22 protein-coding genes are annotated in these 20,317 nt (G+C 24.7%); 2 read left to right on the forward strand and 20 right to left on the reverse strand.

The window, feature by feature from the left end:
• Positions 1–26: 26 nt before the first annotated feature.
• Both HMPREF1092_RS07030 and gpr read right to left on the reverse strand, forming a co-directional pair.
• Complete coding sequence (locus HMPREF1092_RS07030) at positions 27–1,094, reverse strand: stage II sporulation protein P (protein ID WP_002597952.1); 1,068 nt, start codon at positions 1,092–1,094, stop codon at positions 27–29.
• A 66-nt stretch (positions 1,095–1,160) separates the two neighbouring features.
• Complete coding sequence (gene gpr, locus HMPREF1092_RS07035) at positions 1,161–2,135, reverse strand: GPR endopeptidase (protein ID WP_002597953.1); 975 nt, start codon at positions 2,133–2,135, stop codon at positions 1,161–1,163.
• Between the two features lie 174 nt (positions 2,136–2,309).
• Here gpr and rpsT point away from each other — a divergent pair, with 174 nt between their 5' ends.
• Positions 2,310–2,573: a 30S ribosomal protein S20 gene (rpsT, locus tag HMPREF1092_RS07040; protein ID WP_002597954.1), complete on the forward strand. Its 264-nt coding sequence runs from the start codon at positions 2,310–2,312 to the stop codon at positions 2,571–2,573.
• 86 nt (positions 2,574–2,659) lie between these two features.
• Here rpsT and holA read toward each other — a convergent pair whose 3' ends face one another.
• The 13 genes from holA to HMPREF1092_RS07105 all read right to left on the reverse strand — a co-directional run bounded on the left by holA (position 2,660) and on the right by HMPREF1092_RS07105 (position 16,663).
• The gene (gene holA, locus HMPREF1092_RS07045) at positions 2,660–3,700 is read right to left on the reverse strand and encodes a DNA polymerase III subunit delta (RefSeq protein WP_002597955.1); all 1,041 of its coding nucleotides are present in this window, start codon (positions 3,698–3,700) and stop codon (positions 2,660–2,662) included.
• A gap of 14 nt (positions 3,701–3,714) precedes the next feature.
• Entirely contained in the window at positions 3,715–5,406 is a 1,692-nt protein-coding gene (locus HMPREF1092_RS07050; protein WP_002597956.1) for a ComEC/Rec2 family competence protein, read from the reverse strand.
• A gap of 50 nt (positions 5,407–5,456) precedes the next feature.
• Positions 5,457–7,670, reverse strand: coding sequence for a P-type ATPase actuator domain-containing protein (locus HMPREF1092_RS07055; RefSeq protein ID WP_002597957.1), 2,214 nt, complete (start codon positions 7,668–7,670; stop codon positions 5,457–5,459).
• Positions 7,671–7,735: 65 nt separating this feature from the next.
• Positions 7,736–8,089, reverse strand: coding sequence for a stage V sporulation protein AE (gene spoVAE, locus HMPREF1092_RS07060; RefSeq protein ID WP_002597958.1), 354 nt, complete (start codon positions 8,087–8,089; stop codon positions 7,736–7,738).
• Between the two features lie 14 nt (positions 8,090–8,103).
• Entirely contained in the window at positions 8,104–9,111 is a 1,008-nt protein-coding gene (spoVAD, locus tag HMPREF1092_RS07065) for a stage V sporulation protein AD (protein ID WP_002597959.1), read from the reverse strand.
• A 9-nt stretch (positions 9,112–9,120) separates the two neighbouring features.
• The gene (spoVAC, locus tag HMPREF1092_RS07070) at positions 9,121–9,588 is read right to left on the reverse strand and encodes a stage V sporulation protein AC (protein ID WP_002597960.1); all 468 of its coding nucleotides are present in this window, start codon (positions 9,586–9,588) and stop codon (positions 9,121–9,123) included.
• A gap of 101 nt (positions 9,589–9,689) precedes the next feature.
• Positions 9,690–10,445 (reverse strand): RNA polymerase sporulation sigma factor SigF, encoded by a 756-nt coding sequence (gene sigF / locus HMPREF1092_RS07075; RefSeq protein WP_002597961.1) that lies wholly within the window; start codon positions 10,443–10,445, stop codon positions 9,690–9,692.
• Between the two features lie 3 nt (positions 10,446–10,448).
• Positions 10,449–10,886, reverse strand: a complete 438-nt coding sequence (spoIIAB, locus tag HMPREF1092_RS07080; protein ID WP_002597962.1) for an anti-sigma F factor — start codon at positions 10,884–10,886, stop codon at positions 10,449–10,451.
• 16 nt (positions 10,887–10,902) lie between these two features.
• The gene (spoIIAA, locus tag HMPREF1092_RS07085; RefSeq protein ID WP_002597963.1) at positions 10,903–11,238 is read right to left on the reverse strand and encodes an anti-sigma F factor antagonist; all 336 of its coding nucleotides are present in this window, start codon (positions 11,236–11,238) and stop codon (positions 10,903–10,905) included.
• Between the two features lie 165 nt (positions 11,239–11,403).
• Positions 11,404–13,692, reverse strand: coding sequence for an AAA family ATPase (locus tag HMPREF1092_RS07090; protein ID WP_002597964.1), 2,289 nt, complete (start codon positions 13,690–13,692; stop codon positions 11,404–11,406).
• 170 nt (positions 13,693–13,862) lie between these two features.
• Complete coding sequence (deoC, locus tag HMPREF1092_RS07095) at positions 13,863–14,537, reverse strand: deoxyribose-phosphate aldolase (protein ID WP_002597965.1); 675 nt, start codon at positions 14,535–14,537, stop codon at positions 13,863–13,865.
• Between the two features lie 96 nt (positions 14,538–14,633).
• Positions 14,634–15,680, reverse strand: a complete 1,047-nt coding sequence (locus tag HMPREF1092_RS07100; protein ID WP_002597966.1) for a DNA polymerase IV — start codon at positions 15,678–15,680, stop codon at positions 14,634–14,636.
• 11 nt (positions 15,681–15,691) lie between these two features.
• Positions 15,692–16,663, reverse strand: coding sequence for a DUF4003 family protein (locus HMPREF1092_RS07105; RefSeq protein ID WP_002597967.1), 972 nt, complete (start codon positions 16,661–16,663; stop codon positions 15,692–15,694).
• A gap of 302 nt (positions 16,664–16,965) precedes the next feature.
• On the opposite strand from HMPREF1092_RS07105, the gene HMPREF1092_RS07110 reads away from it, so the two are divergent.
• Positions 16,966–17,379, forward strand: coding sequence for a hypothetical protein (locus HMPREF1092_RS07110; RefSeq protein WP_002597968.1), 414 nt, complete (start codon positions 16,966–16,968; stop codon positions 17,377–17,379).
• A 29-nt stretch (positions 17,380–17,408) separates the two neighbouring features.
• Here the strand turns inward: HMPREF1092_RS07110 and HMPREF1092_RS07115 are convergent, their stop codons facing one another.
• The 5 genes from HMPREF1092_RS07115 to HMPREF1092_RS07135 form a co-directional block, all read right to left on the reverse strand.
• Positions 17,409–18,026, reverse strand: a complete 618-nt coding sequence (locus tag HMPREF1092_RS07115) for a hypothetical protein (RefSeq protein WP_002597969.1) — start codon at positions 18,024–18,026, stop codon at positions 17,409–17,411.
• The gene (locus HMPREF1092_RS07120) at positions 18,023–18,664 is read right to left on the reverse strand and encodes a hypothetical protein (protein ID WP_002597970.1); all 642 of its coding nucleotides are present in this window, start codon (positions 18,662–18,664) and stop codon (positions 18,023–18,025) included. Before HMPREF1092_RS07120 ends, HMPREF1092_RS07115 begins: the two co-directional genes overlap by 4 nt.
• 7 nt (positions 18,665–18,671) lie before the next feature.
• Complete coding sequence (locus HMPREF1092_RS07125; RefSeq protein WP_002597971.1) at positions 18,672–19,523, reverse strand: ABC transporter ATP-binding protein; 852 nt, start codon at positions 19,521–19,523, stop codon at positions 18,672–18,674.
• Entirely contained in the window at positions 19,513–19,884 is a 372-nt protein-coding gene (locus tag HMPREF1092_RS07130; protein ID WP_002597972.1) for a GntR family transcriptional regulator, read from the reverse strand. The genes HMPREF1092_RS07125 and HMPREF1092_RS07130 overlap by 11 nt, the downstream gene beginning before the upstream one ends.
• A gap of 121 nt (positions 19,885–20,005) precedes the next feature.
• The gene (locus HMPREF1092_RS07135; protein WP_002597973.1) at positions 20,006–20,296 is read right to left on the reverse strand and encodes a Dabb family protein; all 291 of its coding nucleotides are present in this window, start codon (positions 20,294–20,296) and stop codon (positions 20,006–20,008) included.
• Between the last annotated feature and the right edge of the window lie 21 nt (positions 20,297–20,317).

Genomic DNA, 20,317 nt, shown 5'->3' on the forward strand with positions numbered 1-20,317 from the left:
GATTGACATTTTTAACTACTTATATACTATTTATTGTTAATATACTCTGCAATTATCCTAGCTATATATTTTCCAGTATTTTGTGCTTCTTTTGAAGTGTTTGAATTTGCTCCAACTTCAATAAGTACTGAATTCTTAGCTATTTGTTGTGCTAATCCATACTTTCCATGATTATATGTCATTGGCTCACTTTGTCTTGTTAAACCTGGAAATAGCTTATCTGAAATTTTTATCATTTCTCTTGCTACTTTATCATTATAAGAGAAAAATGGTGAGCTTTTACTATTTACAAACATTATCTTAGCTAAATCATCTCCATTTATTTTTGTATAAAATGGTGCTTTAAGTGATAAATCTTTAACTCCATCTCTATGAATATCTAAAACTAAGTCAAAATCATTTCCATATTTATTTACATATCTTTTTATAGTTTCTTGAGTTCTTAAATAAGCTCCATTATATGAAATATCATGTACAGTTTTATCATGTATAACTTCAATTCCATATTTTTCTTTCAATTCTTTTGCTATAACTTCTACTACTCCAACTACATTATGTTCTGAATTAGTTGTAAATTTTTTAGAATCTGAATAGTTTTCTGTTGAATGAGTATTATATATTAAAATTTTAGGTTTATTATTTTTTAATTCTTCTTTTAACTTTTCATTATAAGGACCTTTTTCATTTTTATCATATTTTGAAACTGCTTCATCACCTAATTTAAAATCATCATAATTAGGAATATCATTTTTTGCTATAGTACTATTTGTTTTTACAAAAGGTAATTCGCCATTTAAAATAGATTGAGGGCCTATTTCTGATAATCCAATTGCTTCTAACGCCACATTTTTAAGTGACATTTCACTTTCTGCAAAATCTTCTTCATCATAAGTTAATTCTTCCACTAGTGGTAATCCATAGTTTAACATTTGTACATAAGCTAAACCACCTCTTTCAAAGCTATTAGCCATTACATTAAAGCATCTACCAAAAAATATTAATAATATTATCAATAATCCTAATATACTAAAATCTAAATTAAATCCTTTCTTTTTTCTTTTACTATTTTTTACTCCTAACGCTGCTGAACTCAAGTTAATCCCCTCCCTGCTTCTTTCTAAATATATGAGAGAATTAACATAATTATTATACTTTTTTTATTAATTCATAAATTTATTTATTTCTTCTACATCCAAATTAGGCTGTATTCCAATATTTATGCTCTTTGATATTATTTTTGAAAATCCATCAATAACTAAGTCAACTTCCTTTGGAGTTACCATAAGTTGACCTAAGTAAGGTTCTAATAATTCTTTAATAAGTCTATTCTTCTCTTCTTTATCAAGTTCAATTAATTCCTTATAAAATATACTTCCTTTTTCAGTTTGATTTAAAAGTTCATCTATTATTAGATCCATACTATCATTAACTATAGTACTCGCATCAACAACAGTTGGTACTCCTATTGCAATAACTTTAACTCCAAGATTTTCTTCATTTATTTTCATTCTATTATTTTTAACTCCAGCTCCTGGAGAAATTCCTGTATCACTTATTTGAATAGTTTTATTTATTCTTTCTACTTTTCTAGATGCCAATGAATCAACACAAATAACAACTGAAGGTTTTATTTTTTGTACAATCCCTTTAATTATTTCAAATGTTTCTATTCCTGTTATCCCCAAAACTCCTGGTGCTATTGCGCAAACTGAGTTTATTTCTTCATCAAATTGATCTGGCATTAGATTTTTTAAATGTCTAGTTATCATTATTTTTTCCATGACTTTGGGTCCTAATGAATCAGGTGTAACTTTCCAATTTCCAAGACCTACAACAAGAGCTGTTTTTTCTTCATCTGTTCCAATTAATTTTCTTAATATTTGTCCCCCTACAAGTGCTACCTCTTCCATAAGTTCACTATCATAAACTGTATTTTCAGATATATCTAAAGTTATATAATTTCCTATAGGTTTCCCAAGTTTTTTACTTCCTTCTTCATTTAGTACTCTTATGCTTGTTATTTTTATATTTTCTAACTCTTTTTCCTCTAAAATTATTCCATCTATTTCTTTTTTGTTTATTTTTTTATAATTTTCGCTAACCTCTACAGCTAAGTCAGTTCTTATGTTAAGCATACTTTTTCTTCCTCCTTATTAACCTATTTAAAATTATTTTTCCTTTTTGTTTGAATTTAATACTTGAATATATAATATTTCAATGCTATAATATGGTTTGTTGAATGTACACTCGACGTAGATTGCTTTTAATCTACATCGAAACCCTATAAAATCTAGAGGGGGTGAAATTGAATGGCAAACATAAAATCAGCAAAGAAAAGAATTAAAGTTACTGAAACTAAAACTTTAAGAAATAGAATGGTTAAATCAGCTTTAAAAACTGCTATAAAGAAGTTTGAATCTGCAGTTGAAGCTAAAAACGCTGAAGAAGCTAAAACTTTATTTGTAGCTGCTACTAAATCTTTAGATATGGCTGCTTCTAAAGGAATCCTTCACAAAAACATGGCTGCTAGAAAGAAATCAAGATTAGCTGCTAAGTTAAATGCTATGGCATAGTATATAAACCGACCTATGGTCGGTTATTTACTTTTATAGCATTAATTACATAAAAAATACCTTGCATTATTAATGCAAGGTATTTTTTATTTTTTCGCAAGTGCCATATTTAAAATTAATAATTCTAATTCCATCTTTTTATCTCTACTAGTTGTTTTAAGAGATCTTTCTGTGTCGATACAATGCTTCATACTTTCTTTTAATTGATTAAAAGAAAATTTTTTACTTTGATTAACTGTTTTTTCTACTACAAACCTAGGAAGTCTAGTTATCTCTTGAATATTATCTATTGACTTCCCCTCTTTTAATAAAAGTTTATAATCATAAAGCTTTTTTATTTGGTTTTCTATAGATACTAATATAAGCATATGTTGATCAGCTTTAAATAAAAGTTCATTTACTATTTTTATAGCTTTTTCAGTTTTCTTTTGTGCTATAAAATCTACTAAATCAAAAACATCATCTTCATTTTTATTTAGAACCATCTTATCTATATCTTCTCTTTTTATTTCTCTTCCATTGGTATAATCAATTAATTTTCTAACTTCTTTTCTGGCTATCTCCATATTCATAGGAATTTTCTCTGCATAATATTTTAAATTAACATTATTTATTTCTCCTCCCATCTCTTTAAACATGGAATCTAATCTTTTATAAAATCCATCTCTTCTAAGTTTTTCAACTTGAACAAGAGTTGTTACTTTTTCTAATCCCATAAAATTTTTATTTCTTTTTACGTTTTCTCTTTTATCTCCAAAAACATAATACATAATAAGTATTGTAGTAGGAGGTATATCCTTTAAATATTCTTTCATTAATTTATAGAAAGCTTTTCCTTGTGAATCAGTTTTTTCTTTTAAAAATGGACATCTATATAATAAAACTACTTTTTTTTCACCCATTAATGGAAATGTCTCGCAAGCATTTCTAACTTCTTCAAATTCACATTTTCCACCATCAAATTTTTCAAAGTTTAAATCATCTTGCCCACTTACATATTTTTTTATTATTTTATCTATACCTTCTTTTATTAATTCTTCATCAGGTCCACAAATAACATATGAATTTTTTTCTTTTCCATTCTTAATATCTTTTAAAACAACATCTAAATTTACCAAATTAATCACCTAAAACCTTTAATCTATTCTGTAACTATAATACCTTCTTTTAAGATACTTAGTTCTTTTTCCTTTCCATCTTTAAAATTTATTATATCATAGTCTTTTTCTATTTTCTCACTAGACATTTTCAAAAAATATTCTTTGTCCCCTGTTTTAAGTAAAAAATTTTTTCCATCTCTTTTTATAGTTCCTAAACTATTTATTTTTAAAGTGTAATATTTATATAATTTGCCACCAGTTTTATTTTGTATTTCTTCAATATTTATATTTTTATTAGATGCCATAATTACTTTTTCTCCTTTATAAGAAATCAAAAGTGCTCCTTCTTTTCTATATTCAATATTAGGTGATAAATTATAACTACTTATTATTAAAAATATAGCATATGGTATTGGTATATATTTAGCATATTCCACTTTCCTTTTATAAAGATAAAAGCTTACAATTATAAATATATAAAAATATCCAACTATCTCTCCTAAATAAACTTCTTTTAAATTTAAATACCCAAGTCCTCTTACAAATGAGTCTAATATATCTAAGAAAATAATTAATATATAGGATATAAAGTCAAATATAAATTTTACTTTTAAAAAGACAAAACCTAATATTCCAAATATAAGAATCAAATTTATCCATGGAACAAGCAGTAAATTTCCTAATATAAATGCAGTTAAAAAAGTATTAAAATTTATTATTAATATTGGAAAAATAAATATTTGAGCTGATAAAGATATACTAATACAGTCTCTTAAAATCTTATTTAATTTATAAAGTTTATCATTTATTTTTCCATTAAATAATATTATGCCAAGAGTTGCACCAAAGGAAAGTTGGAATCCAATATTAAAAATGCAATATGGTTTCCAAAAAAATATCAATATTCCGCTTATGGCTATAGCTCCTAAACTACTTTTTGTTTTTCTATTTAATATAGCTAAAGAAGAAAACATAATCATTATCCATGCTCTTAAACTAGAAAATCCAATTCCAGTAATTAATACATATATAAAACTTAGAATTAAACCAGCTTTAATATTAATAATCTTTTTTATTAATAAAAATATCATAGCTATATGAAGACCTGATACACTCATAACATGTATAACACCAAGCTCTTTAATATCTTCTTCATCTTCTTTATCTAAATTTTCATCTTTACCAAATATTATTGATGATACAATAGTAGCATTTCTTTCTCCTAAGTTTCTTTTTAATTCTTCTTTTACTCCTTCTCTTAAGTAGCTTAATTTTGTAAATATACTCTTTTCATCAATGCTATAACTCTTTACTTCTATATGACCAATTCTTCCTTTTTCTTTATTTATATCTTTTTTAAATTCACCCTTTAAAAAAACCTCTTCCCCTTCTTTTACTCCAGAAATTTTCCCAGTTAAATTTATTTCTCTTCCCTTAAACTCTCCTATAGCAAAATTATTATAGCTTTTAACTATTCTTATACTTTTATCATTGTTAAATTTAATATTATAAAAACTATTATTAATACAAATTCCAAGCAAAAATACTATAATAATTATAATTAAAAATTCTCCACTTTCTCTAAAAGTCACAAATATAAAAAATAGGCTAGTTAAAATTGTAACTAGCCCCAAATTAAAGTCATAATACGAATAGAATATACTGCTAACAAAAAAACTTAAACAAATATATACTATTGGATATCTTGTTTTTTCTAAATTTTGAAGCTTCATTTATATCACCTCTTTTCTGAATTTTTGCCAAAATTAATAGCTTAAATTCATTAAATAAATGAAACTCCTAAAAATAAGATTAGATTTATAATTATAAATCTAATCTTATTTTTAAATATAAATTTTAAGCTTTCTCTTTTTATAAGGAATAATAAATAAGTAATATATAAAATAACAATTATTACATTTAATTTTATCAAATCAAAACTAATATTAGCTCCAATATTCAAAATTACCATAAATAGGCTTAAAGTTATAAATTGTAATAAGATTATACCGCCTAATTCTTTTATTCCATTATAAATATAATCACTTTCATTATATAATTTAAATATTTTAGTTAAATAATCTTTAGTAATAATTGCATCACTAACTTTACCTACAATATTAAACTTTAAATCTTTACAAATTCCAACATCACTTTTTGTTAAAAATGATATATCTCCAATACTTTCACCTATAACTAAAGTTTTATATCCTTCTGATTTAAAAATATCTATTATTCTGTTTTTTAAATTTATATTTAAATTAGAATATATTTTTACTTTTGATAATAATTTTATAAGTTCCTCATCTTTTAAGTTTTCTATTTCTACTACAGATATAACTTCATCTTTACTTTTTATAAGTCCAATTTTAAATCCTAAATACATAGCAGATATTTTATGCTCTTCTGTAAATAAAATAGGTGTAATATTTTTATTTTTTATTTTTTCTATTCTCTCTTTTGCATCATTATATAATTTATTTTCTAAAGCTGCTATTCCAACAAAAGTTAAATTACTTTCTATATTTTCACCTAAACTTGGTTTATAATCAAAACTTCTATATGCTAATCCCTCTGTTATAAGCCCTTCAGTTAATAAATTATAATTATTTGTTTTTATTATTTCTATATATTCTTCAGTTAGTTTTTTTTCTACACCATCAATCATTATATAAGTGCATCTTTTTAATATATCTTCTAATTTTCCTCTTGAATATGCTCTATATCCTTTTTTATTTTTATTTAATGTTGTAAGAAATTTTTTATCCCATTCTATTTCTATTTTAAAGATTTCTCTATTTCTATTTTTTATTAAATCTCGTAAGCTTTCTTTTTCTGCAAGAAATTTTAGATATGCAATTTCTATTAAACTGCCTTTATTATAATTATTTTCACTATCATAAATTCCACAATTAACTAAAGTTATTATATCTAAAACTCTCTTCAAATTTATATCATTAGAATATTCTATTTCTTTACTATTTTTAAACTTAAAATCAGTAAATATCTTTTTTAAATAAATTTCTTCTTTAGACATAGAACCTACTTTTTCTAGAAACATAACATTTATATTTCTTATATTTTCTATTATTGATATGTTTCTTATGTCTATATCATTTTTAATATAATATCTTTTAATGTAATTTATATAAAAAATTATTATTCCTATGAATGATATTGAATATATTAAATAAAATCCATTTAAAAGATTTTTATAATTATAATTAGATATAATGAACATTAAAATATTTATTATAGTTAAAATACAATATGTTTTATTTATATTTTTCTCAATTTTAGATAAGAAACTTCTTTTGTTAATATTTTTTAAGTTTCTAAACATACTTCCTAAAATAGAATTATTTCCTGTTTGTATAACTACTCCAATACCATTTCCTTCTTTTACTATTGAACCTTTAAATAGCATATTATTTATTTCTCCAATATTTGAAGGAATGTAATCTAACTTATAATTATATTTTTCCTTTATAAATTTTTCTCCTGTAATATTGCTTTCGTCTACTTTTAAATCTTTAGATTTTAATATTCTTATATCTGCTGCTATAAGAGAATTCTTTCTAAAATAAATTATGTCTCCTAAAACTAAGTTGCTACTTTTTATTATTTTTTCTTTGCCATCTCTGAGCACTTCAACACTAGCTGTATTTATTTTATCTATATATTCAATATTTTCTTTATTTTTCATTAAAATAAAAAATTTAGTATATATATTTATAAATAATATAAAAGATATAATCCCTAATTTAAAATATTCTTTAAATAAAAACATAAAAATACATATTATTAAATTAAGCAAAATATATATATTTTTTAATGAAAAAATATTCTTAAATAAATTTTCTTTGTAAAAATATATTTTATTATCTCCCCATTTTTGTTTTCTATATATACATTCTTCTTCTGTTAACCCTTTTTCTAATGAAGTATCTAAACTTTTTAATACTTCTTTATAGCTTTGGTTATACGGTTTTACCATTTATTCATCCCCCATTTTATCCCCATCTAAATAAATTATAATGTATCTACCAAATCTTTTAAAGTTTATTTACTTTTTGGATTAAATATAATTGCCATTAAATATCCAAAGATAATTGCTGCTGTTATTCCTCCAGCTGCCCCTTTTACTCCTCCTGTAAAAGCACCTAACAGCCCTTCTTTATTTACTTCTTCAATTGCTGCTTTAGCAAGTGTATTTCCAAATCCAGGTAATGGCACACTTGCGCCACCTCCTGCAAAATCTATTAATTTATCATATAATCCAAAAGCTCCAAGTATTACTCCTAATATTAAAAATGAAACTAATATTCTAGCTGGTGTAAGTTTTGTTTTATCCATTAATATTTGTGCTATTACACATATTCCTCCACCTACACAAAAAGCTTTTACATATTCCATAAAAAATCCTCCTTTTACATTTCTATACTAACTGCATGTGCAATTCCAGGAATACTTTCTCCTTGCAATGATGATGTTGTACTCATTAAAGCTCCTGTTGAAATAAGAAGTATACTTTTTATTTCTTTTCTCATAAGCTTTTTATAAAAATATCCTGCTGCCACTGAAGCAGAACATCCACATCCACTTCCACCAGCATCTGTTCCTTGAGCTTGGTTATTAAAAATCATATCTCCACAATCCATATAGTTATTTCTTATATCATAACCATATTCAAGTAGAAGTTTTTGTGTTATCTCTTTACCTATACTTCCTAAATCACCTGTAACTATAACATCATAATATTCTGGTTTTCTTCCAGTATCTTTAAAATGATTATAAAGTGTATCTACTGCAGCTGGAGCCATTGCTGCTCCCATATTATTTGCATCTTTTATTCCATAATCTTTTACAACTCCAGTAGTTACATATGTTATCTTAGGAAAATTTCCTCCTTTTCCTAAAACCATTGCTCCAGATCCTGTTACTGTCCATTGACAAGTTTGACTTCTTTGTGAACCATATTCAAGTGGAAATCTAAATTGTCTTTCTGCAGAACAAAAGTGTGATGCTGTTGCACAAACTACATATTCCCCAATATCACTATCTATTAAAATACTTCCTAAACTTAGAGACTCTGTCATCGTAGAACAAGCTCCATAAAGTCCTAAAAATGGGATTTCTAATTGTCTTGCAGCAAAAGATGATGATATTATTTGATTTAATAAATCTCCAGCTAAAAGATAATCTATATCTTTATTTTTTAAGTTTGCTCTTTTTATTGCTTCTTGTATTGTATTAGTCAAAATTTTAGCTTCTGCTTTTTCATAACTCTCGGTTTCATATAATTCATCTTTTAATATTTCATCAAAATATTGTTTTAAAGGTCCTTCTCCTTCACGTGGTCCTACTATAGAAAAGGCACTTATAATTCTTGGTTCATTTTTAAGTTGTACTGTTCTATTTCCAATTTTCTTATTCATATTCCACCTCTAAAATAGCTTAATTATATAGTATATAAGTCCTACAATTACTGATGAGCCAATTCCATATACAAGTACTGGTCCTGCTATCGTAAATATTTTTGCTGCAACACCAAAAACAAAACCTTCTTTTTTAAATTCAATTGCAGGTGCTACAACTGAGTTAGCAAATCCTGTTATAGGAACTACAGTTCCAGCTCCACCAAAAATCGCAATTTTATCATATATTCCAACACCAGTTAAAAGTGCACCTAGGAATATCATTACAATAGATACTATAGTCCCTTTATTTTCAGCTGGAATTCCTAACTCTAAAATAATCTTTCCAAAAAATTCTCCTATTACACAGATTATTCCTCCAACTATAAAAGCCATAATACAATTTTTAGCTAACTTTGGTTTTGGTTCACTTTCCTGAGCTAATTGTTCAAATTTTTTTTGTAGTTTTTTTTCTTTTTTATTATTTTTATTATTCATAATTTCAATCACTCCTCTATCTTATTATTTCAAAATAATCAAATTTTATTAAATTAAAAAAATCAGCTTAAAAGATTTCTCTTTTAAGCTGATTTAAAATTTTACTCTTCTAATTTTTGTTTCATTTTCTTTAATACTTTCTTCTCTATTCTTGACACTTGAACTTGACTTATACCAAGCAATTTGGCTACTTGTACTTGTGTTTGGTCTTTAAAATATCTAAGCATTATTATTTGTCTAGATTTTTGATCTAAACATCCGATTGCTTCTTTTAGTGCAATTTTATCTATTAAAGAAGTATCTTCCTCTCCATTTTCACTTAATTTATCTATTAAAAGTACTGGTGAACCATCATCTTGATGTATTGTATCATATAAATATTGAAGGCTTGATGAAGCTTCAATAGCAATTACTATATCTTCTTTTGGAATTCCAGAGTATTCTACAATCTCTTCTATAGTTGGCTCTCTATTTAAAGTTTTAACTAACTCTTCTTTATAAAAATGAATTTTTCTTCCTAATGTCTTTACATTTCTACTTACTTTTATTATTCCATCATCTCTTAAGAATCTTTTTATTTCACCTATAATCATTGGGACTGCATAAGTAGAAAATTTTACGTTAAAAGAATCATCAAAGTTCTTAATAGCTTTAACTAATCCTATAGAACCAATTTGAAAAATATCTTCATAATCATATCCTCTATTTAGAAATTTTTTACTTATCGAAGATACTAAAGGTAAATTCATTTCTATAAGTCTATTTAAAGCTTTTTCATCTCCAGCCTTAGCTAAAGGCAAAAGTTTACAATTATTATCATAATCATATTCCTCTCTACTTAAATTCTCAATATTCATGCTTTATACCTGACCTATTACTTCAATTTTTTTTCTAATAACCACCCTAGTCCCCTTATTTTTTTCACTATATACTTCTAAAGAATCCATAAAGCTTTCCATTACAGTAAATCCCATTCCTGAACGCTCTAAATCTGGTCTTGATGTATATAATGGTTCTTTTGCCTTTTCCACATTTTCTATTCCAACACCAAAATCACTTATAATTATTTCAACTTCATCATCTATTAGCGCAGCATCAATTCTTACTCTACCATCTTCTCTATTTTCATATCCATGAATTATTGAATTAGTAACTGCTTCTGAAACAGCTGTTTTAATATCAGTTAATTCTTCTATAGTAGGATCAAGCTGTGCTACAAATGCAGACACTGCAACTCTAGCAAAAGCTTCATTTTCAGATTTACTTAAAAATTCTATACTTATTTTATTATCGTACAATTTAAACCCCTCCAATTTAAATGCAATTTAATGCTTCCTCTACAGTACTGAAGTTTTTTATTATTTTATATAAGCCTGATAATTCAAAAACTCTATTTATACTTTTATTAGCTCCTGCTATGTAAAGTTCGCCGCCATTTTTACTTACCTTTTTTTGTCTCCCCACAACAACCCCAATACCTGAACTATCCATAAAAGTAACTGAATTAAAATTTAGGATTACTTTTTTTATATTTCCTCTTTCTATCCTATCATCCATTTTAACTCTAGCCTCTTTTGCATTGTGGTGATCTAATTCGCCAATTAAGGCTATTTCTAATATATTATCGTAGTCATTAAACTTAAGATACATACATATCACTCTAATATCTTATATTAGAGTAGCTCACCTCCCTATTTATTTTACTGTTCTTTTCTTCCATATTTTAACATATAATAATATTTACAGTCAATACGTTCGTTATTTTTTAGAAATAAAAAGCAATTTACTTATTTTCATAAATAAATTGCTTTTAAATTATTTCGTATACTCTTCAATTTTATCCACTAAATATCTATTAAAATCAGCTACACTTTCATTTTCATCTAAAATTAATATTTCTATAGCTTCATCTAATTTATCCATATAATATATAGAAAAATTTCCTTTTAGTATTTCTTCTTCAACTTCATCATTTAATACTAATTCATTTATATTTGTTCTAGGAATTAACACTCCTGAACCCTTCAATAAATTTAATTCTTTACAAATTTTAAAGAATCCTTCAATTTTTTCACTTACTCCACCTATTGGCTGTACTTCTCCAAATTGATTTAAAGATCCTGTAACAGCTATATTTTGTCTTATACCTCTCTCTGTTATAGCCGATAGCATACATATCATTTCTGCAACTGATGCACTATCTCCTTCTATTAATCCATAACTTTGTTCAAAACTTAAATAAAGATTAATAGGCAAATTTTGTGTTTTATCCCATTTGCTCAAAAGTATACTTTTCAAAATTGAAATAGACTTTTCATGAATTTTTCCACTTAACTTAGCTTCTTTGTGTAAATCATGTACAGTCCCATCACCTTTGAATACATTACAAGTAATTCTCATAGTTTTTCCAAAAGTATGAGTTCCAGTATCTAATACTGCTAGTCCATTTATATCTCCTACTCTTTTTCCTTTTAGATTAACAAAGACTTTATCTTCTTTATACATATTGATATATTCTTCTTCAATCATATCATCTTCATATATGACTTTATTTATTATATCTTTATCAATTATTTCTTTTTCTTCGCTATATGCAATTTGTTCACTTAACAAAATAATTTTTTCAATTTCTTTATAATCTATATTTATATTTTCTCTACTAGAAGCAATTCTAACAAAATACTTAATTATACTATTTATTCCTTCTTCAGTTATTTCTAAATCACAATTTTTTTCTCTTATATTTTTTATAAGGTTTTTAATTTCTTTAACTTTGTCATTTAATTTAACTTCTATAGGAATCTGAACTTTAACTGGAAAAAGATTTTTAAAATCTTCATCATTATTATATAGAATATTATAGCTTTCATAATCACCTATTAAAATTACTTTAACATTAATATTTATAGGTTCAAGCTTTAATCCATTAATAGATAACACTTCTAAATAATTTCTATTTGAATCAAAAGTTAATTTTTTTGATAATAAAGCCTTTTTTAAATATTGATATGAATTATTTGCTATAAGATCCTTTAGCCTTAATATTACACAACCTCCATTAGCTTCTAATAATGATCCTGCACTTATAAGAGATAGATCTGTTGTATAATTTCCATTTTGATTTTCATATTCTATGGTTCCAAGTAATTTTCCTATATTAGGATCATCTTCAAATATTACTCTAGGGTGATTATACTCACTATTATCTACAATCACCTCAATAGAATATTTTTCTATAATCTTATCTAATTCTTTTTCTTCTTCCTCTATATCAATATTATAAATTTCTATAAGCTCTTCCTCTATTTTTTTATAAAATGTGTCCAAATAATTATATACATCATCATCTACAATATATTCTAATAGAATATCGTCTTTAAAATCTTTTAACTTTTCTTCTATATACTCACCTAAAATATTTTTTAATTTTTTTAAAGATGTTACCTCTACATCTTTTAATGCTAATAAAATTTCAGATGATTCTTCTTTTAGTTTTTCTGCTTTATTAATTAATTGATCTTTTATCTCTTCATCTAAATTATCATAATCATTTTCACTCATTTCTTTTCCATCTTTTAAAGGTATAAACACAAAGCCGTCATTTGTTGCTTTCATCTCAAATCCTTCATTTGTTGCGAGTGTTATAAGTTCATTTAAATGATTATCTCTACTTTCTTTTAAATTATTTAATATATCATCTTTTTCTTTTGTATAACTATCTGATGTAAACTCTAATATAGTAGTTTTATATTTTTCTTTTAAAACTTTAATATCTTCTTTTAATTGAATCCCACGACCATTACTTACAAATATCGGAAATGGTTTTTCTTTATCATTTATAGAAGCATAACAAATATCATTTGGAGCTTCTAAACTTTCATATTCTTTTTCTATAATTGATATTAATGTATTTACTTTTTCTTTTAAAAATGAATCTATAAGATAAATATTATATTCAGATTTTTTTATCTTTAAAATTCGTTTTATTTTATCATAAGGAGTTTTAAATTCTTGTACATCCAATAAATCAATATTCTTTTCACTCACATTATCATCAGAATTTAAACAAAATATTATTTCATTAGGATTTAATTTGTTTTTCATATCTATATTTGAACCAATTTACAAAATAAATTGATCTAATTCCTCCTTAAAGAATTCATATATTATATTAATATTCCAATATTTTGTTTTAGGGATACTTTTAACGTAAAAAGATATAATTTTATGAAACATAAAAAAGCTAACTAGAAAATTTCTAATTAGCTTTTTTTTTAATAATCACTATTTGATTTTTTTCCTTCACATATTTCAATTGAAGCTGATGCTCCGATTCTTGAAGCTCCATTTTCTATTAAAGCTAAAGCAAACTCTCTGTCTCTAACTCCTCCTGAAGCTTTAACTCCCATATCACTTCCTACAGTTTTTCTCATAAGTTTTATATCTTTTTCTGTTGCTCCTCCAGTTGAGAAACCAGTTGAAGTTTTAACAAAATCAGCTCCTGCTTCTTTTGATAATTTACATGCGATAACCTTTTCATCATCAGTTAAAAGACATGTTTCAATAATAACTTTAACTATACCTCTTCCTTTTGTTTCATTTACAACAGCTTGTATATCTTTTTTAACAAATTCAAGATCTCCATCTTTTAATTTTCCTACATTTATAACCATATCTATTTCATTTGCACCATTGTCTAAAGCATTTTTTGTTTCAAAAGCTTTAACTTCTGTTGTTGTTGCTCCTAAAGGGAACCCAATAACAGTACAAACTTTTACTTCACTATCTTTTAAAAGCTCACTAGCTTCTTTAACTCTAGTAGGATTTACACAAACTGATGCAAATTTGTATTCTAAAGCTTCTTTACAAAGTTTTTCTATTCCTTTCTTTGTAGCATCTTGTTTTAATAAAGTATGGTCTATCATTTTAGCCAATTCATTTTTATTCATCCTTGGTCACTCCTTAACCTTTTATTCACATTTTAATTATAGAAGCTTATATACTATTATGTCAATTCATTAAACTCCTATAATAAAATGTTTTCATTAAAATAATTTCAATTGTACTTCCTTTTCTTCCCTAAACGAAGAAATACTAAGTCCTATAAGCCTTATCTCTTCTTCTATAGGCGTTTCCTCTAAAAGCTCACACCCTACTTCATATATATCTTCAAAACTTTTTATATATTTAGATAACGTTTTACTTCTAGTATGATTTTGAAATTCGCCTGTTTTATATTTTAAAGTTATAGTTCTTCCACTTTTATCTGTCTTGTCTAAAATTTCATTTATTTTTTTAGCAAACTCAATTAGATATTCTTTTAATTCATCTATATTATTTGTATTACTTTTTAAAGTTTTTTCTTTTCCTACAGATTTTCTATCTCTACTTACTTTTACTTCTCTTTTATCTATGCCTCTTATTCTTTCATATATTTCAATTCCATATTTCCCTAAATATTTAATAAAAAATTCTTTATCCATCTTATAAAGATCTTCTACTTTAAATATTCCCATATTATTAAGCTTTTCACATGCCTTTTTTCCAAGACCGTGTATTCTTCTTATTGGTAAAGGAAATAAAATATCTGGTAGCATATTTTCATCTATAATTTTTATTCCATTTGGTTTATTCCAATCAGATGCAAGCTTTGCTAAAAATTTATTATATGAAATTCCAATAGATAAAGTTAATCCTAGTTCTCTATAAACTCTAGTTTTTATATACTTTGCTGCCTCTTCGCCTGTCTTAAAAGTACTTTCTGATAAATCCAAATAAGCCTCATCAATTGATAAAGGTTCAATTAATGGTGTTACTTCTCTAAATATTTTAAATATTTTTTCTGACACCTCTTTATATCTATTGTGTCTAACAGGTAAAAATATACCAGTAGGGCATTTTTGTCTTGCTATAAAGGCAGGCATAGCAGAGGAAACTCCATATTTTCTTGCCTCATATGAGCAAGTTGAAACTACTCCTCTTTCACTTACCCCACCAACAATTACTGGTTTTCCTCTTAAACTTTTATTATCTACTTGTTCTACTGATGCAAAAAACGCATCCATATCTACATGTAAAATAATCTTTTTCATCTCTTTCCTCTCTAAACATAAGCTTCTTCAAATAGTCCTTGCTTTCTGCTTAATAAAAAAGAATATACTGAAAAAGCTAAAAGTTCTTCTAAATATTTATTGTAATTTTGATCTATTCTTCTATTATAAAATTCAATTATAGATATACCTATCATAACTCTAAAAGTTTTATCCATATAATATGAATAAGCTCCTTCTTCTTCACAAAGATATTCTATAACTTCATTTACTTTAAAAATATAATTTTGAATATCTTCATTTCTACCTGCAGCTCCTACTAAGGATAAAAATTCATCACCAACTACCATATCATGTTCTCTAAAAGTTCTTATTAAGTCTTTTACTTCAAATTGAGATTCTATATTTTCATTTAATAAGACACTTGTAGCTAACATTTGAAGATGATTTTTAGAGTAATGTTTAAGACTTAATAAGTAATTAAACATATATTCAACAAATTCCCCTGTTTCTCTTGCATCCTCATTTTCTTTTGCACATTTTATCCCTAATAAAGCACAAATCAAATAATCATTTTCATCAGTTATATCTTTAAATTCTTTTCTTAAAAGATCATATATAAGCTTTGTATTATTAAAAATCTTATCTTCTAATCCATTAATTCCATGCTTACATATTGCATATGATGCTAATATCAAGCCTGGTGAATCTTTAAAGCCTATATTTTGCAAATTTTCATTTATATTAATTAATTTATCAGAAAACAACTTTGGATTTTCTTCCTTACTAATAAGTATAGAAATCATATAAAGAGTATCTCCTCTAAAATTTGATAATTGACTTGTCATTTTCTTTATATATTTTCTTATTTTTTTTATTTCTTCTATATTTATCTCTTTTCCTTCACCCCCAAATATAATTGAAGAAAAATGATTTATATATTCTCCATCAAATCGTAAACCCTCTTTTACTATTTTATAAGTATCCATTACGCTATTACATATATCTAATAACCCAACATTCATTTTTTCCGCTTCCTTTTCCCCCATTAAGATTTTCACTTTACTTATTAATTATACTATAAATCTATTTTCTTTTAATGCCCATAATTAAATTTATATATTTTATTGTTAAAATTCTCCCTTCATTAACAATTAGTATTTTATATTCATCCTCTTATAAAATATTACTTAAACCCTATTATTTATGCTACATTAAATAAATTTTGATATTTTATTAAAAATATTTTTATGTTATAATAGATTTGTTATGTTCTATAACAAAAGCTAAGGACTTATTTTTATTATTTAATAAAGGAGAATTAATTATGGGATTCAAAGATAAATTTAATAATTATTTTAGAGATTCATACTTTCAAAAATACGGAGACAGAATAACAAGTACAGCTGGTACTGTTGTTTCATTTAAAATAGAAGAAAAAAATTATATTTTCTTTCACAGATTAATTGTAGATATTATTGTTAAACCTGACGCTGGTAAAGGTGCTGTTAAATGTAAATACAAGAAAAATAAATGGTTTAAGAAACCTGAATTTATTCCATTAAATAAAGGGCATAAGGTTATGATAATGGGTCTTACTGGTGTTAAAGGTAAAGCAGATGCTTCTGTAATTCAAATTCAAAACATATTAAACCTTACTGCTAAGAGAGATTTAATTCCAATAGACCATTCAGAAATCAAAAAAGCTCGTCAACAAGCTACAAGAATTCAAAGACGTTAATAAAAAGCACTCAAATCTGAGTGCTTTTTTTATTTCCATTCTAATTTCAAAATATTTTTTCTTATATTAAAAACTATCCCTGTACCAATTACACCTATAAAAATTATTAATAATATATCCGCAATTATTTTATAATTACCAAAAATAATTATATTTAACACTTGGAAGTAATTTGTAAATTCCATACCTAGTACTATAAGTACAGATAATATCCCACATAAAACACTTAATTTAAAAATAAATTTTTTTCCGGCATTTAAATTATTACTTGTAAATATTCCTACTTTAATTCCTAATAATCCTGATAATAAATATATTCCTACTATTTGAATTATTCCAAGTACCCCATAATTTCCAAAAATTCCTTCTAAGTTAAATAATTTAGATATACTCAAAATACATGAACAATATACTGTTGCCATTATTAGTGAACCTACTATAATATCTTTAAACATCTTTCCTCTTGTATATTTCATCATATTACTTAATTTAATATATTCTGTAATTATACTTGAATTAAATATAAAAAATATAAATACCATCATGTCTCCATGACTATTAAAATAATTAAAGACAGATAAAAAAATTAATAACACTATATATTCTAATTTAAAAAAATATTTTAAATATCCACTCTCTTTTATCATTCAAATGTTCCTCCAATAACCTTAAACCTTTTAACTCTCCAATAAAATACAAAAATTAAAATTCCACTTAATAGACAAATGCTTGAAATAATAAAATTTAAACTTAAAGGTATATTCAAAATTGAGTCCTTAATCATTTTAAATAATATAAACATTGATATAATACTAATTAAACTAAAAAACTTATTTTCTCCTACTCTATAAATTAATAAAGCAAATATCCATATACAAAGCAATCCTATAAATGTTATTCCAAAAACAAATACAAATTTAAAATATATTGTATTTAAATCTATATAATTTTCTATTATCATAGTTCCATTTAAGATGTAATCTATTAAATTTACAATTAAACCATTTATACTTGATAAAGTAATTCCATAAAATAAATAAACTATTCCTATAGTTCTTCTTTTGAAATTATTTCCTTTTAGAAATAAAAAATCAAATAAAATCTTACCACTATTAGGTATTAAAATCACTAAAGCACCTATTATTTCTACTCCACTTATCCTCTCAATTAAATTAAAATATTTAAGAGAATACATAATCATTAAAAACAATATTAAGCTAAGAAAATAAACTAATAAATTAAATTTAATATCCTTAAATACATATTTAATAACCCTTTTATCCATTTTACACCTACCTATTCGTAAAGCTTAAATACAAATCTTGTAGTTTAATTTTTTCTATCTTAATTTCTGATATAGCTTTCTCTTCTATCTCATCATAAATTACTGCTTTTGTTATTCCATTAAAATTCTCTTTACTAATAACATTTTTAGTTTCTATAAATTTTTCTACTGCCTTACTTTCACCACTTATTTTAAAACTCTTAAATAAAATTTCATCTATATACCCATCTAAAATTATATTTCCTTTATTTATTAAAATAGCTTTTTCGATTATTCCGCTTACTTCTTCAATTAAATGTGTTGATATTATAATAGTATTTTCATTTTTATCATAGCTCTTAAGAAGCTCTTTATAAAATAATTCTCTATGATTTACATCTAAACCTAATACAGGTTCATCATATATTATAATTTCTGCATTAGATGCAAGTGCTCCTATAATTTTATAAATTGTTTTATATCCAGTTGATAAAGAACCAAACTTTTTATTAATATCTAAATCAAATTTCTTACACAGTTCCTTTGCATAATTAACATCAAAATTTTTATAAAATTTACTCATCCAATTAAAAAATTCTTTTACTTTCATTGATTTAATCATATAAATATTTTCACTCATAAAATAAATTTTTCTAAGAGCCTTTTCATTTTCATGTACATCTTCATTAAATACTTTTACTTCTCCAGACTCTTTGAATATTCTATCTGTTATAAGATTCAAAATAGTTGTCTTTCCAGCACCATTTCTTCCGATAAGTCCATATATTTTTCCTTCATCAATACTAAAAGATATATTATCTAATACATTAACTTTTCCATAAGACTTACTTACATTTTTAAATACTATACTATTTCCCATAATTACCTCTCTCTTTAATTAATTCAATTATATCCAAGCTAGATATTCCTAGTTTTTCTCCCTCTTCTAAAGTTTTTTGAATATAATTTATAAAAAATTGATCTTTTCGTTTTTTCTTTATTTTTTCTCTACTTCCTTCTTTTATAAACATTCCAATTCCACGTTTTTTATAAATTATATCTTCATCTACTAATATTCCAAATGCTTTTCTTACAGTAGCTGGATTTATCCTATAGTTAGTTGAATATTCTGTTGTCGAAGGTATCTTACTTTCTTCTTTAAATATTCCTTTTAAAATGTAGTCTTCTATTTCTTCTGCTAATTGTTGATATATTGGTTTATTTAATTCATCAAAATCCATTTTCCACCCCTTGGTTAGTTACTTATATAACTAACTATATAACAAGCTAAGCTTATTGTCAATATTTAACTTTTATAAAAAATAAAAAAGCTATCTCAAAAAATTTTGAGATAGCTTTATATTAAACTTCGTAATCTACTACTTTTCTTTCAGTAACAACTGATTTTACAAAATTACTTGTCTTTACATGATGTGGATTTACTTGATAACTATTTAAATCATTCATATTATCAAATTCTGAATAAAGGACAACATCCATCGCTGCACTTGTATTATTTAAATTTATTCCAACTTCTATATGTTTTATTTCTGGTATAAAATCTTTTAAATCTTCTAATGCAACTTTTATTTTTAATGCATTCTCCTTTTTATTTTCTTCTTTTAATTTCCAAGCAACTATATGCTTTATCATAATAACACTCCCCAATATATA

Source organism: Clostridium thermobutyricum (genome assembly GCF_000371465.1).
Lineage (GTDB): Bacteria > Bacillota > Clostridia > Clostridiales > Clostridiaceae > Clostridium > Clostridium thermobutyricum.